This is a genomic window from Shewanella sp. ISTPL2 (genome assembly GCF_013283205.1).
Lineage (GTDB): Bacteria > Pseudomonadota > Gammaproteobacteria > Enterobacterales > Shewanellaceae > Shewanella > Shewanella oncorhynchi.
In genome coordinates, this window is sequence record NZ_JAAPAV010000002.1 from 177,486 (window position 1) to 191,274 (window position 13,789).

Consider the following 13,789-nt stretch of genomic DNA (forward strand, 5'->3'; position numbering starts at 1 on the left):
AAAACTGAAATGCTAGATATTCAAGCTAGATCTATGACCAGTGCTATTCCCACTCCTGAGTCCGAGGCTAAGGCGCTCGAATTGGCCTTGAGCCAGCTTCCTATAGCGACTAAAGCGGTTAAAGCATCATCTTCAAATTATTTATTTTCAGCGGGCAATCGAGACCCGTTGAGTCTGATTGATACAATTCTTTCAAAATATATTTCAGAACAGACAAAAAGTGCTGAAGCTAAAGCTGACAATATTTCATTAAAGTCAGAGGCCATTGCCGAAATTAACCGCCTATGGGGGTTAATTATGAGTGATAGATTACCGAACACTAAACCTGGTGATGATAAAAGCACTAAGTTAAATGGAGGCAGTGCAGCGGGATTTTTGAGTCAAATAGACGACATCATTAAAACTAAACTTGGCAATCCTCAGGGCGTTGGAGAGATCGCGGGTACTGATTGGAGAACTAAGAACGTAACTTATGATCAACTCCAATCTATGAATGCAACTATGACAGCATATTGTGACACCATCCAAGTCGATTTAGATACTGAGCAACAAAAGTTTAAAAATACGATGACAGAAATTACCTCTGCTCAAGAAGAGATCCGTGATGTCCGTCGCTCAATTATTTCTATTTCTCAGGGAGGCTAAATGATGCGCATCGCGATAGATGTTGTTATTGCAAATTGCACTATGACATTGGATGAACTTAATCATTTACAAACCAGTCAAATTAAGCCAGTAAACGACTTTGTTCAATCTGAAGTATTATTAAAAAGTGGTAATGAACTGATAGCAACAGGCACATTAATAAAAGTAGATGACCAGTTTTATGTTTCTATTGAACAAGTTAATAACATCGTGAATTAATTTATATTTTCAAGTTAAAACCTGTAATAGTTAAATTAATATAACGATTTATCTATTGGTTAAATCTATATATTTGTGGCGCATGTATATCATAAGATATCTTGTGCCTTTATATTTTATTTATTAGTAATTTTTTCTGCTAACTAAATGGATTTGCATTAAGAGTTTTCTATATTATGCAAGCAAGTGTTAATCAATAGTCAGCTTATTTAGAGATAAAGCACTATGAAAAAAATAATCAGATTTGAGTAGATGCGAAGTTAATTAGATAGACGTGTTTATTGCAAATAATTAGGCGGATAGATTTTTTGGTAAGGTACTACCTTCTATTCTAAAGTGTAAATTCTCTATTCTAATTATGTATTTCGCTTGCAGATATATTTGGAAAACTTATTTTTGCTGTAGAGTTATGCGTAGCTATTCACTCTGCATCACTATATCTCAGCTAGATTTGTTGACTTGTATTGTATAATATCATTATTCAATGCCTTGGCTATATAGTGTAAGTGTAAGTGTATTTTAATTTTCATGGAATATATTTACAGCTCATTTTTACATGCTTCTAATATATAATGAGATATTAAAACCAAAAACAGCTTTTAGTTATTAAAATATTTTATTTATGGTAACAATAGCTACAACGGTAAACATCGATGCAAGTAGTGAAGAAATTAAGCATACTAAGAAAAAATATACATGCTTAATAGACAAATTTTCTCGCATCATTTCCGTTTTCTCTATGAAAGATGAAATCATGCCGTGATTGTTTAAAGCTTTATTTCCTTGTTCGATACTTTTGATGTCAATTATATCTTTTTTATCTGGAATTTGAATGTCCGTAGTACTTTCATCTAAAATAAGTACATAACCTTCTTTTGAAATTGTTTTGATTTCGCAAGCTAAGTTGTCGAATTGGGTAAGGGTTTTTCGCAAATTTGAAATAGCTTTTGTCAAGGATGTTTCGCTTACAAATACTTTCCCCCAAACTTTTTCTTGAATATATTCCTTATCCACAACACTATTAAAATTATCACATAGTAACTTTAAGATTACTGCCTCGCGACCACCTATTTTCACTGTATTTTCTTGTGTACTAATCTGTCTTTTCAGTACATCAAATACTAACTGATTTCCCAACACATAGTTTCTTGTCATTTTTTTGCCCTCTTAAGTTCACTCGTTTGATATAAGTCTAGTGTTAAGTATGATAAATGGACCCTATTCGTTTTATGAATAAGGTATTTTATGATTTTTCTCGGTTATTAGACTAGTTTGTTTGACAGCTTTTTGCTGTGTCATTTGCTTGCCGTGCTCATTACTGTCAAAAGCAGTTTTTAGTCTATTTATGCGCTTACATCGTGCAGCAATTTATTCATCGCTAGCGACTCATGTTGCTATATTGTATTTTAGAAATTAGAAATTAGAAATTAGAAATTAGTCATTGTATTAAGTTTAGGAGATAACTTTGTAATGCCATCAGCACTTGATTTCTGTGTTATTCCTTGTTCGGTCATTTCAAATATTGTTGTTGATCAAGTTTAATTTACTTCAATAGTTAAACTATGCATCAATCGAAAAACACCGCCTTGTAAGTAAGTTAGTAATTTATATTTTTTTGTAATTGTTTTTTTGATATTTTCGTGATTTTCTGGATAAAAATTTTCACATTTCCCAGTTGTGTCATGATAGTTTTTGGTAAATCTGCAAGTATATCGAATTGATATTTATGATTTTAATATGTACTAAACAACAAAACTATGCGGTCAAGTGCTCAATAACGGAGAGGCATACTAGCGAGACTTGCTTAAAAAAAAAACTATATTTTTTTCATGGCTATGAATTTTTTGTTCTTTTGCCCTTTAACTTGCGAAGTTGATTTTCATAACACACTGTTTTTTTTGATGGTTTTCTGGTAATTATATTGTTGTATTATTTGTCAAAAATGACCTTTAGGTTGTTAAAAAAGTCATTGCAGTGATTGATCTATGCCAACACACCTTCCTACAGTCAAGAGGTTTTTATCTGATAATATTTTCTGCTATAAGTCGAATGAGGTTGCAGTACACATTAGGTCTCATGGGCTAAAACTAGGAATGTCTGCGATACTAAGTCGTTGTATGCTGAAGCCAAATTTTAATAAGTCACTACGTAGTAGCAAATACCCTTATCTTAAACAAGAATTATTACTATTATTAATTGGGTGTTGTTTTGCCAATGGAGGTATTGCTTTTAAGTTCCAGTTATTACTCAGAGTGATCCTATCTACAGCTATCCTGCGTATGGAAATGCAGTAAAAAAGAAAGTCCATTATATTGAAGGAGATAGAATGAAAGCGTTGCCGAAACTAAATCAACTTAGAAATCTTAGGGCTATTATTCAACATGGTAATATTAGTGCTGCTGCACAAATGCTTCACCAGACACAGTCGACTTTGACGAGAAGTATCCAGGAGCTTGAAAAGACGCTGGGTGTTACCTTGTTAGACAGAGGGATGAATAGCACTGTATTAACTAAAGCCGGCATGATGTTTGAGCCTAGAATGAATTTAATACTGAATGAGTTAGAGAGAGCAGTTGATGAATTACGACAAATTGAGAAATTATCAGATGGAAAAATAGCTTTTGGTTGCTCTCATTTCCCAGCTACTAGTATTGTTCCTGATGTTATTAAAAAGTTCCAAGAACGCCATAATTCCACTCGGATTACTATTATTGAAGGGCAGCTTTCTGAATTACTAAGCTCTTTACGTATGGGGAAGCTAGATTTTTTTATTGGCGTTGTATCTTCCGATTTAATGCTTAATGAGTTTGTTGAAGAGAGGTTGACATCGTGTAGTTTTTCGGTCGTAGCTCGCAAAGGACATCCTCTTGCTAATAGTACTTCACTAGCTGAACTACAGGCTGCAAAATGGTATATTCCAGCTGCAAGTCATGGATATTATAGCGATTTAGAAATAGTAATTTTTCCTAATGGAGTCAAATCTTGTGGTTCGGTAATTTTTGGTGATTCAAGTGCCATCGCTCGGAAACTTGTATTAAATGAGGACTATTTGTTTGTTGGTCCTAGACCTATGTTTTTAGCTCCACATCACAAAGACTTGATATCTATTATTCCAATTAAGGATAAGCTTCCTGAGGGCCATTATAGCTTGATTTTTCCTCGTAATAAAAAATTAACTCCAGCTGCATTGAATCTCGTTAATGAAATTCGCTTTGCTTATTTTGATTTCATAAAATCGCATAGCTAATTTATTAGGGTAAATCTAGATTAAGATATTTTATAGCCTTGTGGTGACGGCTCTGCAAGAACTCACCTATTACTATGAACACTTAGAAAAACGACGGTGGCATTTTACGACAAGCTGTCAGCACTTTTAAAAAACTGACACCAAAACTATTTTAAACCGCCAACCTTTAGGCAATGAGTTGGCGTAACTTAAATACGTTATTTATGAAAGAATTAGCTCGATTTCTACCTCTATTATGTATTTAACTACTTTTAGTAGTTCTTATTAAATCGACTTCGGGAACTATCGCTCTAACGCACATAATATTGTTTTTTTTAACATGGGGGCTAGATTTTTTGTTGTTCTATAATAGAGTTAAATTATTGCGTCTAATTAATATGGACGCAATAAAATCTTATGTAATTGATAATTTTTTAATTATCGGTTAATTTTCCAAATTTATAGATAATATAATCGCTCATTCGAGATGCTAACATTTGGTGTACCTCTTGGCTTGGATGAACTTCATCATGAAATACATGCCGATGTGCAGGATCAAAAGCTTTACTCGTGCCAAAGATATCCACATAACCGACACTATTTGCTGTGTGAGTGTCATAACCTACCTTATCAGCTTTATCCAGTAATTCAGTAAATTGATTATCGAAATCGAAAAACTGTATGTTTACTCCTTCGGCTTTATATCGCTCCGCGAGTTCTGTTATTTTTTGACTTAGGCTAGCATTATGTTCACTGGCGAGAGCACTATTGTTGACGTGATATACTTCATCTTGTTTTTGGGCATAGGCTGTCTTCGTGAAGTCTGGAATCCCTGTAACTAAGATGTTTTTTATTTTTTTATTTTCCACTAATTTAGTGATTTGTTTCTCATAACAGTGTACCACTTTTTGAGTGTCTTTCTTATCGAACGTCATATAATCGTTGCTGCCCAGAGCGAGTATGACTAAGTCATCAGATTTAAAATCATGTTTTTTAATTTGACGTTCCATGTTGGAAATAAACCAGAAGGTGGGATTTAACTTGGAATATTTAGCCGCTACAGCACCACCTTCGGCATAATTTACCAGTTCTTTATTTAAATAGGCAGGTGAAGATATAAAATCTGGCCATACGAAACCATTGGTAAAACGTCCAGCGTGATATTGTTTAGAGGAAAGTATTATTCCCAAGGTTTTTGATTTCATTCGGCCTTCTGAATCCGATAGACTATCTCCTATCACGACCAAACGTTTAATATGATTCAGTGATGCGTGATCATGAGGGGTTAATACATTAGAAAGCCTTTGTTGACGCTCTTGGTGATCATTTACTGCGACTTCAAATAAACGGTGGCTGAAGTCTGTCATCTGAGTGGGTCCATCAATCGTATCCTGTGTCGATACAGGTCCCTTCACCACACTATTATGGTGCTGATACTTTAGTTTTGAGTGTGGAGATTGGGATGATGCTAATAGAGGCCGAACATGTTTTATTGAGATTGTAGGATTGCGGTGTTGGGTGTTCGTATTGAGTGGTACGAATATTGTTCCTTGAACTATGCGAAATGGCATAGGGATATTTCCTATTGGTTATCTGTCTGTTTTATGACTATCAGACTTATTAGACAGATGTACACCATAAAAATAATGAAATACTCTGATGATTATTGAATTAGAGCTTGAGGTCTGTATCTATATGGTTTCTAGACGATCATACTGTATTGGCTTGAAAATATTTTTCTATCCAAGAGGGCTTATTACTTAAATCACTCTCCAGTGACCCCATTCCTACCTTGTTTCCTGTGCTAAGGGCATAGCTAGCCTTATGACTTGTTCATCACTTTTAAACCTGACTGTTGTAATCCCGCAGACTCAATTTCGGGCTGATGGACTGTTTATAACAATTTACCGATATAGCTCACCTTTACATGGTGAGTATTTTAAAGGTGAGGTAGCGGCATTAGCCATTTATAGTCACCACCTATGCATTGTATTTACTAATTTTTATTTTTTTCAAACGTGTTTTCTGTGGCTAAAGTTTAAGTCTATCAATCCTGCTTAGTGAAGGAGGAGTGATAATATTTATTCATGTTTATTCACGTTAGTTCTCTTAAATAGTTTTTGATAATTAAAAGTGATGAAATATTATATTTTTTCATTAAGGAAATATACTGATATCGAATATGCTCATTTTTTAACTCAGTGGAAAACTTGACATGCGCATGAATATATTTAGTAAAGCTAACTCTTATGACTTATTGACGCCGAATTTAAAAAATAGCGATAATGCGTCACCGATTCAATTGGTTTCTGTTCGTCCGTTGACTGAACAAGAGAAGAAAAATTTAACAAAAAATAAAACTTATTCTAACTTTATTAAAAATAACAAATCAATCAAGTCTGCAACCGTACTGACTAAAATTAAATCTTTATTTGATAATAGCTCTGGTAAGAACAAAATGTTAAGTAAGCGAGGCTTAACTATTGAAGTTAAAAAAGGTTCAACTGAAGAAGCAAGTGCTCAATGGAAAAATGACCCGCTACGAAATCACTTCAAGTCTGCAGACTTATCGTTACACAGCCTATTATCGGACAAGCAAACTGTTCTTAAAGGTCAATTGTCACCCTTAATCGGTAAGGGGATTATTGGTTGTCATAAAAAATACGAATACTTGCCTTTTCCTATTACTCATATTCAAAATGATAAGGATGGTAAACATGTATCTTCGGATACTCTTGAAAGTAAAGCTGGGTTAGGATATTACACTGGCGAGCATATCGCACCGGAAGAAATAATTCCAGGGAGCCCAATTGGGCAGTATTTTCATCAAGCATTATTTGATAAAAACTTGCACATTCTCGCTATTGATAATGGCAATAAAGGTACTTTTGGTATCTCATTTGATTTAAATCAAGTCAAAGAGGGCCAGCCTATTTTAGTTCATTGTAGGAGTTTGTCGGGTTGCTCAGTTGTGTTTGCCACTAAATCGAATAAGTTATTTGCTTTCCATGCTGGTCAACGCCCAAATGAAAAAGAACATTGGATTACAGCCGAGAAAGGTGCGGAATCGATTGCACAAAGTGCTGATTTTTTAGCTAATGGCACATCAAATACGTTATCATGCACTAATAACCAAGAGTTAGTAAGTTATTTATCAAACCATTTTGACCAATCTGCTTTTATTTATTGTGGTCACGGAGAGTCAGTCATGAGCCAACCCAATGTAAACTGCTTTGATTATAATATGGGACCACAGCGAGATGAACCCCGTGTAGGAAATGCCATGGCTTTAGTTAGTAAAAATAAAGGTAAAATCAGTGTGAATGTATTAGGAGATGATCTTGGTATAGATAGCGGTAGCTTTGAAACACGATCATTGCAACATTCGATGTTCGCATTATTTACTGACAAATAGTTTTCTCGTTAATTGGCTAATTTTGCTCTATTATATTAACTAATTAAGCAGCTAATCAGTTGGAAACAACTATTAGCTGCTGAAAATGTTATTAAGAAAATTGTTAATTTTTTAAAAAGTCATTTATTAGGTTAAATTATAACTAGCGGTCGTTGGTTTTTTCTTTGAACTATAAAGTTTCTGAAAGCTCACGGCTAAATTGCGTGGCTATACGTATCTACAGTTTACGCTACACTCGGCGCTTCCCATCTGTCCCATGCTTTTTAATTTTCCACTCGCCTTCTCCATCGATTTTCAAGTCCGTCGAGTGGATAGCAAAGTGTTCAATGGTGCTTCTTGTCTTGGTTTTGAAGGCGATATTTACGCTTTTTGCTCGCTTGATGATATAGGTGTAATGAGAGCAAGATAGTTGGATGTCGCCTAGTTTAAGCACTGAATTGATAAGGCCTTGCAGGGCTCGCAACGGCATAGAGAAAACATGTTTAACCATCCGGTGGTAATAGCTAAGGTCACTAAACAAGCGGGGACGCCTTTATTGCAATGCTCAGTTTTCGTTTTCCACATTGCGATAGCCTCTTCATCAATCCAGAAGGTAAGCAAACCACGGTTTATCAAGGCTTGGTTATAGCGTTTCCAGTGAGTGGTTTTGTCGTGAGGTTTTGGCACGATTGATAGTGAAGAAAGTGGATTATGCTGATCAGATCAGCAGGCAGTGTTTTAGTTCAATCGATTTAGGAAACAAAGCTCTTTTATAGCTCAAGCTGACCAGCAATAACCGCCAGCTTAATGATGGGCAATACAGCTATTGTATTTATTGGATTGATATTGATAGAAAACAGTAATGTATCAGTCGATCGAAGCTGAAATGGTTACTAAATTGGTATCAGTAAAAGAGGTGATTTAAAAGCCATTATGCACAGAGATGATTTAGTGAGTTAACTTTAGCGTCCAGTCTGAGTATCATCAGTCTAATATATTATCCCGCATCAATTGTGGTCGTTTAATCCAACGATTGAGTAATGAGTATGAAAGCGCATTTGATCACCCGACAGGGTTGGCAAACTTTAGATAAAGAATTGAAGTATTTGTGGAAGGAATATCGGCCGCAAATCACCCTTAAAGTCCAAGAGGCCGCGGCGCAGGGAGACCGAAGTGAAAACGCGGATTACACCTACAACAAGCGTTTGTTAAGACAAATTGATGGCCGAGTCAGATACTTAGTTAAGCGGCTTGAAGAGTTAAAAATCGTCGATTACTCGCCGCAGCAGGAAGGCAAAATATTCTTTGGCGCTTGGTTTGAGCTTGAAAATGAAGCAGGTGATCGAGTGCGTTATCGGATCGTCGGTAAAGATGAGCTCGATACAAAATTAGGCTATATCACCATCGACTCGCCCATGGCGCGTGCCTTAATCGGCAAGCAAGTGGATGATGAGGTGCTAGTGCAAACGCCATCGGGTCCAAAAGAGTGGTATATCAATCAGATCCGTTATACCCCTTTTGAAACTACTCTCGCCAGCGAGGCGAATTAACCACAGAGTTGCCGCTGTTAAAATAGCGGCGGTAGTCACGGGATTGCGGGAAAGATCAAACTCTCTGATTTGACCTAGGCTTTAGCATGAAACATACGGGGCGCCTGTGGTATCTTTGGCGCAATAACGACTTACTTTACAGTTAGGCACGACACTTTATTTATGCAAACTAATGCACATAACATCGCTCTGATTATCGCTCAAGAACTGAATGTTCGTGAGCAACAAGTTGCCGCAACCATCACTCTGCTCGACGATGGTGCGACAGTTCCCTTCGTTGCCCGCTACCGTAAAGAAGCCACGGGCGGTTTAGACGATACACAACTGCGTACCTTGTACACGCGTTTAGGTTACCTGCGTGAGCTGAACGACAGACGCCAAGTGATCCTGTCTAGCATCCAAGCTCAGGGTAAGTTAACGCCAGAATTACAATGGGCGATTGACGAGGCAGACAGTAAGACACGTCTCGAAGATTTATACCTGCCCTTCAAACCTAAGCGTCGTACTAAGGGCCAAATCGCTATTGAGGCTGGGCTTGAGCCATTAGCCGATGCATTACTGGCTGATCGTAGCGTAGATGTCGAGACTACAGCGGCAGGCTATATCAATAGCGAAGCGGGTTTTGCCGATGTTAAAGCTGTGCTCGAGGGCGCGCGTTATATTCTGATGGAGCGCTACGCCGAAGACGCTGAATTACTGCGTAAAGTGCGTGAGCATTTAAGCCAAAACAGTGTGTTAGAAAGCCGTTTAATTGCAGGAAAAGAGAAAGAAGGCGCGAAGTTCCGCGATTATTTTGAGCATACAGAACAGTTAGCTAAGATCCCATCACACCGTGCACTGGCTATGCTGCGTGGGCGTAATGAAGGTTTCTTAACCTTATCTATGAATGCCGATCCAGCCGCTGAAGCGGGCCAAGGTAGTTACTGCGAAGTGATTATCTGTGATCATTTAGGGCTGAAATTAGGTGATAGCAGCGTTGATCAATGGTTGAAAACTGTGGTGACGGCGACATGGCGTATTAAGATTGCCCTGCAGATGGAAACTGAGTTTATTTCGCAAATGCGCGAACGCGCTGAAGCCGAAGCGATTAAAGTTTTCGCCCGTAATCTAGGTGATTTATTGATGGCCGCTCCTGCGGGCGCGAAAGCCACCATGGGACTCGATCCTGGTTTACGTACCGGTGTTAAAGTCGCTGTGGTCGATAACACAGGTAAGTTGTTGTGCCATGCGACTATTTTCCCACACGCACCGCAAAATCTGTGGGAAAAGTCGATCCGTACTTTGGCTAACTTAGTCAAAATGCATAAGGTTGAGCTGATTGCGATTGGTAACGGCACTGCATCACGGGAAACTGACAAGCTGGCCGCTGAGCTGATTGCCGAAGTGAAAGATACCCATCCACATTTGACCAAAGTGATGGTCAGTGAGGCGGGTGCGTCTGTGTATTCTGCATCGGAATTGGCGGCGTTGGAGTTTCCTGATCTTGATGTGTCGATTCGTGGCGCTGTGTCTATCGCCCGCCGCTTGCAAGATCCATTAGCCGAGTTGGTGAAGATTGAGCCTAAGTCTATCGGTGTCGGTCAATATCAACACGATGTGAGTCAAAGCCAATTATCGGGTTCGCTGGAAGCCGTGGTGGAAGATTGTGTAAACGGCGTGGGTGTAGATCTCAACATGGCCTCTGTGCCGTTATTGTCACAAGTGGCAGGTTTAAATAAGACGTTAGCGAAAAACGTGGTCGATTATCGCGATGCCAATGGTCAGTTTAAGAATCGTAAAGAGCTGCTGAAAGTGCCGCGTTTAGGGCCTAAAGCCTACGAGCAAGCAGCGGGCTTTTTGCGTATTCGAGAAGGGGACAATCCACTCGATGCCTCGTCTGTGCATCCAGAGGCTTATTCGCTAGTGGAAACTATCGCTAAGACTAAGCAAGTAGAGTTGGCGAGCCTGATGGGTAACTCTGATTTGCTGCGCAGCATCAAGGCAGAAGAGTTTATTACGGCGGAATTTGGTTTGCCGACGGTCACAGATATTTTAGCAGAACTGGATAAGCCTGGACGCGATCCCCGCGGTGAGTTCAAAACCGCCAAGTTTAAAGATGGTGTTGAAGAACTTAAACATCTGAAACCTGAAATGGTACTCGAAGGCGTAGTGACCAACGTGACTAATTTTGGTGCCTTCGTTGATATTGGCGTACATCAAGATGGACTCGTGCATATCTCTTCTCTAACCGACAAGTTCATCAGCGACCCGCACACTGTGGTGAAAGCGGGAGATGTGGTGAAAGTCAAAGTGATGGAAGTTGACGTTGAGCGCCGCCGCATCGGTTTGAGCATGCGTTTGGATGAAGCTATCGACCAAAGCAAGCCGCAGCAAAGACCGCACAATCCTGCCAGAACTAATCATGGTAAAACACCGCAGTCAGCGAAACCGGCTGCGCGTCCTGCGCAAAAGCAAGCACCTAAAGCGCCAGCAAACGCGGCCATGGGCAATGCCTTTGCTGATGCCTTCGCTAAGCTGAAAAAGTAGACGCTGTAATGTTAATACTCGGACATACGTCATGTCCGAGTCGACTTTTTAACCTGTTACTCACAAAATTGTTGCATAAATGTCGTCTTAGGGAATATAAAGTCGGCATTTAATGCAACGTTAAGCAAAATCGGTTGTCATAGCACAGCTTATTCACCGATTTTTCAAATTGACACTCCAAAGCAGAGTGGCTCTTTTTACACGTTTTGGGGTAACACATGCAATCTGGTTTATCACCTCGCGGGCGAAACAATGCCCATGGGCCTTTTCGCGCCATCTTTATCTTTTCGTTATTAGTGCTTTTCATTGCCACCGCGAGCCGTATCGCTTTAGGGCTGTGGCAAGCCGATCGCGTGGCCGCTGTTGATGGTTGGTCGCATCTCTTAATCCAAGGTTTACGCGTCGATATCGCTACCCTGTGCTGGTTATGGGGTATTGCTGCCTTAGGGACTGCATTATTTTCAGGTGATCATTTTATTGGCCGTCTGTGGCAGCCGATTTTGCGGGTGTGGTTAACTGTCGGTCTGTGGATAATGCTGTTTTTAGAAGCATCGACCCCCGCCTTTATTGAAGAATACGGTTTTCGTCCGAATCGTTTGTATGTGGAATATCTGATCTACCCGAAAGAAGTGCTTTCTATGCTGTGGGCGGGTCGTAAGCTTGAGCTTATTTTCTCAATATTATTAACCATAGGTACACTCTGGGGCGGTTGGGTTCTCAGCGGTAAACTGACGAGAAACCTGCGCTTTCCACGTTGGTATTGGCGTCCAGTATTAGCGTTAATCGTTATCGCAATTACGATATTAGGTGCCCGTTCAACCTTGGGTCATCGTCCGCTTAACCCCGCTCTGGTGGCCTTTGCTGACGATCCATTAGTGAACTCTTTAGTTATTAATTCTGCTTATTCCTTGGTGTTTGCCATCAAGCAGATGGATAGTGAAGAAGATGCTTCTAAAGTGTATGGCAAGCTAGATAACGCGGAGGTTATTGCAACGATTAGGCAGGAAAGTGGTCGCCCTGAAAGTGCCTTTACTTCAACGGATATCCCATCACTGAGCTTTAACCAAGCCAGTTATACTGGTAAGCCAAAGAACTTAGTGATCCTATTGCAAGAGAGCTTAGGCGCACGTTTTGTCGGCAGTTTAGGTGGGTTACCCCTGACACCGAATATCGATGCCTTGTCTAAAGAAGGTTGGTATTTCGATAATTTGTACGCTACTGGTACACGATCTGTACGCGGAATCGAAGCCGTGACAACAGGTTTTACGCCAACGCCAGCTCGCGCTGTGGTGAAGCTAGGTAAGAGTCAAGTTGGCTTTTTCAGTATTGCTGAATTACTTAAAAATCATGGTTATACAACGCAGTTTATTTATGGTGGTGAGAGCCATTTCGACAATATGCGTAGCTTCTTCTTGGGCAACGGCTTTAGTGACATCATAGATCAGAAAGATTACAAATCTCCAGCCTTTGTGGGCTCGTGGGGCGCGTCAGACGAAGATTTAATGCGCAAGGCCAACAGTGAGTTTGAGCGTCTGCATAGTGAAGGTAAGCCTTTCTTTAGTTTAGTGTTTAGTTCGAGCAACCATGATCCATTTGAATTCCCAGATGATCGTATCGAGCTTTACGAACAACCTAAGCAAACCCGTAATAATGCGGCGAAATATGCCGACTATGCGGTTGGTGAGTTTTTCAAATTGGCGAAAAACGCAGACTATTGGAAAGATACGATTTTTATCGTGGTTGCCGACCATGACAGTCGAGTGGGTGGTGCGGATCTGGTGCCAGTATCGCGTTTTCGTATTCCGGGATTAATTCTTGGGGATAATGTTGCGCCAAAACGCGATCATCGTATTGTGAGCCAGATTGATTTACCGCCGACTTTGTTATCCTTGATTGGTATTTCAGACTCTTACCCTATGCTGGGCCGTGACTTAACTCAGGTCAGCGATGATTGGCCAGGGCGTGCTCTGATGCAATACGATAAAAACTTTGCCCTGATGGAAGGTAAAGATGTGGTCATTCTGCAACCAGAGAAAGAGGCACAGGGTTTCGAATATAATGAAAAAAACGAGCAGTTAACGCCTTATCCACCCGCTGCTGCCGCGCTAGAGAAGAAAGCCTTAAGTTGGGCATTGTGGGGCAGTTTGGCCTACCAGCAAGAGCTGTATCGTTTGCCTAAATAAGCGTTAAACAGAATGGAAAATGCCGCTATTTTTAGCGGCATTTTTG

The 13,789-nt window shown here is 39.6% G+C and carries 9 protein-coding genes and 2 pseudogenes; 8 read left to right on the plus strand and 3 right to left on the minus strand.

What is annotated here, in order from left to right; all coding sequences use genetic code 11:
• The first annotated feature begins 9 nt into the window (after window positions 1–9).
• Together HUB64_RS22630 and HUB64_RS22635 are read left to right on the plus strand one after the other, a co-directional pair.
• Window positions 10–645: a hypothetical protein gene (locus HUB64_RS22630; RefSeq protein ID WP_173497958.1), complete on the plus strand. Its 636-nt coding sequence runs from the start codon at window positions 10–12 to the stop codon at window positions 643–645.
• Window positions 646–864 carry a FliM/FliN family flagellar motor switch protein gene (locus HUB64_RS22635; protein ID WP_254451474.1) on the plus strand — a complete coding sequence of 73 codons (219 nt, stop codon included), beginning with the start codon at window positions 646–648 and terminating at the stop codon, window positions 862–864.
• Window positions 865–1,470: 606 nt separating this feature from the next.
• Here HUB64_RS22635 and HUB64_RS22640 read toward each other — a convergent pair.
• On the minus strand, window positions 1,471–2,019 hold the full coding sequence (locus HUB64_RS22640) for a winged helix-turn-helix domain-containing protein (protein WP_173497959.1): 549 nt from the start codon (window positions 2,017–2,019) through the stop codon (window positions 1,471–1,473).
• 1,171 nt (window positions 2,020–3,190) lie between these two features.
• Between HUB64_RS22640 and HUB64_RS22645 the strand changes: the two genes are divergently transcribed.
• Together HUB64_RS22645 and HUB64_RS23280 are read left to right on the plus strand one after the other, a co-directional pair.
• Window positions 3,191–4,111 (plus strand): LysR substrate-binding domain-containing protein, encoded by a 921-nt coding sequence (locus tag HUB64_RS22645; RefSeq protein ID WP_173248252.1) that lies wholly within the window; start codon window positions 3,191–3,193, stop codon window positions 4,109–4,111.
• A 22-nt stretch (window positions 4,112–4,133) separates the two neighbouring features.
• Window positions 4,134–4,241, plus strand: a pseudogene (locus HUB64_RS23280) (transposase); the annotation flags it as partial.
• Window positions 4,242–4,524: 283 nt separating this feature from the next.
• Here the strand turns inward: HUB64_RS23280 and HUB64_RS22650 are convergent.
• A complete protein-coding gene (locus HUB64_RS22650; RefSeq protein WP_254451475.1) occupies window positions 4,525–5,457 on the minus strand; it encodes an SGNH/GDSL hydrolase family protein in 933 nt (310 codons plus the stop codon).
• Between the two features lie 848 nt (window positions 5,458–6,305).
• On the opposite strand from HUB64_RS22650, the gene HUB64_RS22655 reads away from it, so the two are divergent.
• Complete coding sequence (locus tag HUB64_RS22655; protein WP_173248247.1) at window positions 6,306–7,505, plus strand: cytotoxic necrotizing factor Rho-activating domain-containing protein; 1,200 nt, start codon at window positions 6,306–6,308, stop codon at window positions 7,503–7,505.
• 232 nt (window positions 7,506–7,737) lie between these two features.
• Here HUB64_RS22655 and HUB64_RS22660 read toward each other — a convergent pair.
• Window positions 7,738–8,171 (minus strand): annotated as a pseudogene (locus HUB64_RS22660) (transposase); the annotation flags it as partial.
• 359 nt (window positions 8,172–8,530) lie between these two features.
• On the opposite strand from HUB64_RS22660, the gene greB reads away from it, so the two are divergent.
• The 3 genes from greB to HUB64_RS22675 all read left to right on the plus strand — a co-directional run bounded on the left by greB (window position 8,531) and on the right by HUB64_RS22675 (window position 13,743).
• Entirely contained in the window at window positions 8,531–9,034 is a 504-nt protein-coding gene (gene greB / locus HUB64_RS22665) for a transcription elongation factor GreB (RefSeq protein WP_105250662.1), read from the plus strand.
• 162 nt (window positions 9,035–9,196) lie between these two features.
• On the plus strand, window positions 9,197–11,560 hold the full coding sequence (locus tag HUB64_RS22670; RefSeq protein ID WP_173248245.1) for a Tex family protein: 2,364 nt from the start codon (window positions 9,197–9,199) through the stop codon (window positions 11,558–11,560).
• Between the two features lie 218 nt (window positions 11,561–11,778).
• Window positions 11,779–13,743, plus strand: coding sequence for an LTA synthase family protein (locus HUB64_RS22675; RefSeq protein ID WP_173497961.1), 1,965 nt, complete (start codon window positions 11,779–11,781; stop codon window positions 13,741–13,743).
• Window positions 13,744–13,789 lie beyond the last annotated feature (46 nt).

Coding starts and splice junctions, on each gene's coding strand:
- HUB64_RS22630 (WP_173497958.1), top strand. CDS start 10: ATGCTAGATATTCAAGCTAGATCTATGACCAGTGCTATTCCCACTCCT.
- HUB64_RS22635 (WP_254451474.1), top strand. CDS start 646: ATGATGCGCATCGCGATAGATGTTGTTATTGCAAATTGCACTATGACA.
- HUB64_RS22640 (WP_173497959.1), bottom strand. CDS start 2,019: ATGACAAGAAACTATGTGTTGGGAAATCAGTTAGTATTTGATGTACTG.
- HUB64_RS22645 (WP_173248252.1), top strand. CDS start 3,191: ATGAAAGCGTTGCCGAAACTAAATCAACTTAGAAATCTTAGGGCTATT.
- HUB64_RS22650 (WP_254451475.1), bottom strand. CDS start 5,457: ATGACAGACTTCAGCCACCGTTTATTTGAAGTCGCAGTAAATGATCAC.
- HUB64_RS22655 (WP_173248247.1), top strand. CDS start 6,306: ATGCGCATGAATATATTTAGTAAAGCTAACTCTTATGACTTATTGACG.
- greB (WP_105250662.1), top strand. CDS start 8,531: ATGAAAGCGCATTTGATCACCCGACAGGGTTGGCAAACTTTAGATAAA.
- HUB64_RS22670 (WP_173248245.1), top strand. CDS start 9,197: ATGCAAACTAATGCACATAACATCGCTCTGATTATCGCTCAAGAACTG.
- HUB64_RS22675 (WP_173497961.1), top strand. CDS start 11,779: ATGCAATCTGGTTTATCACCTCGCGGGCGAAACAATGCCCATGGGCCT.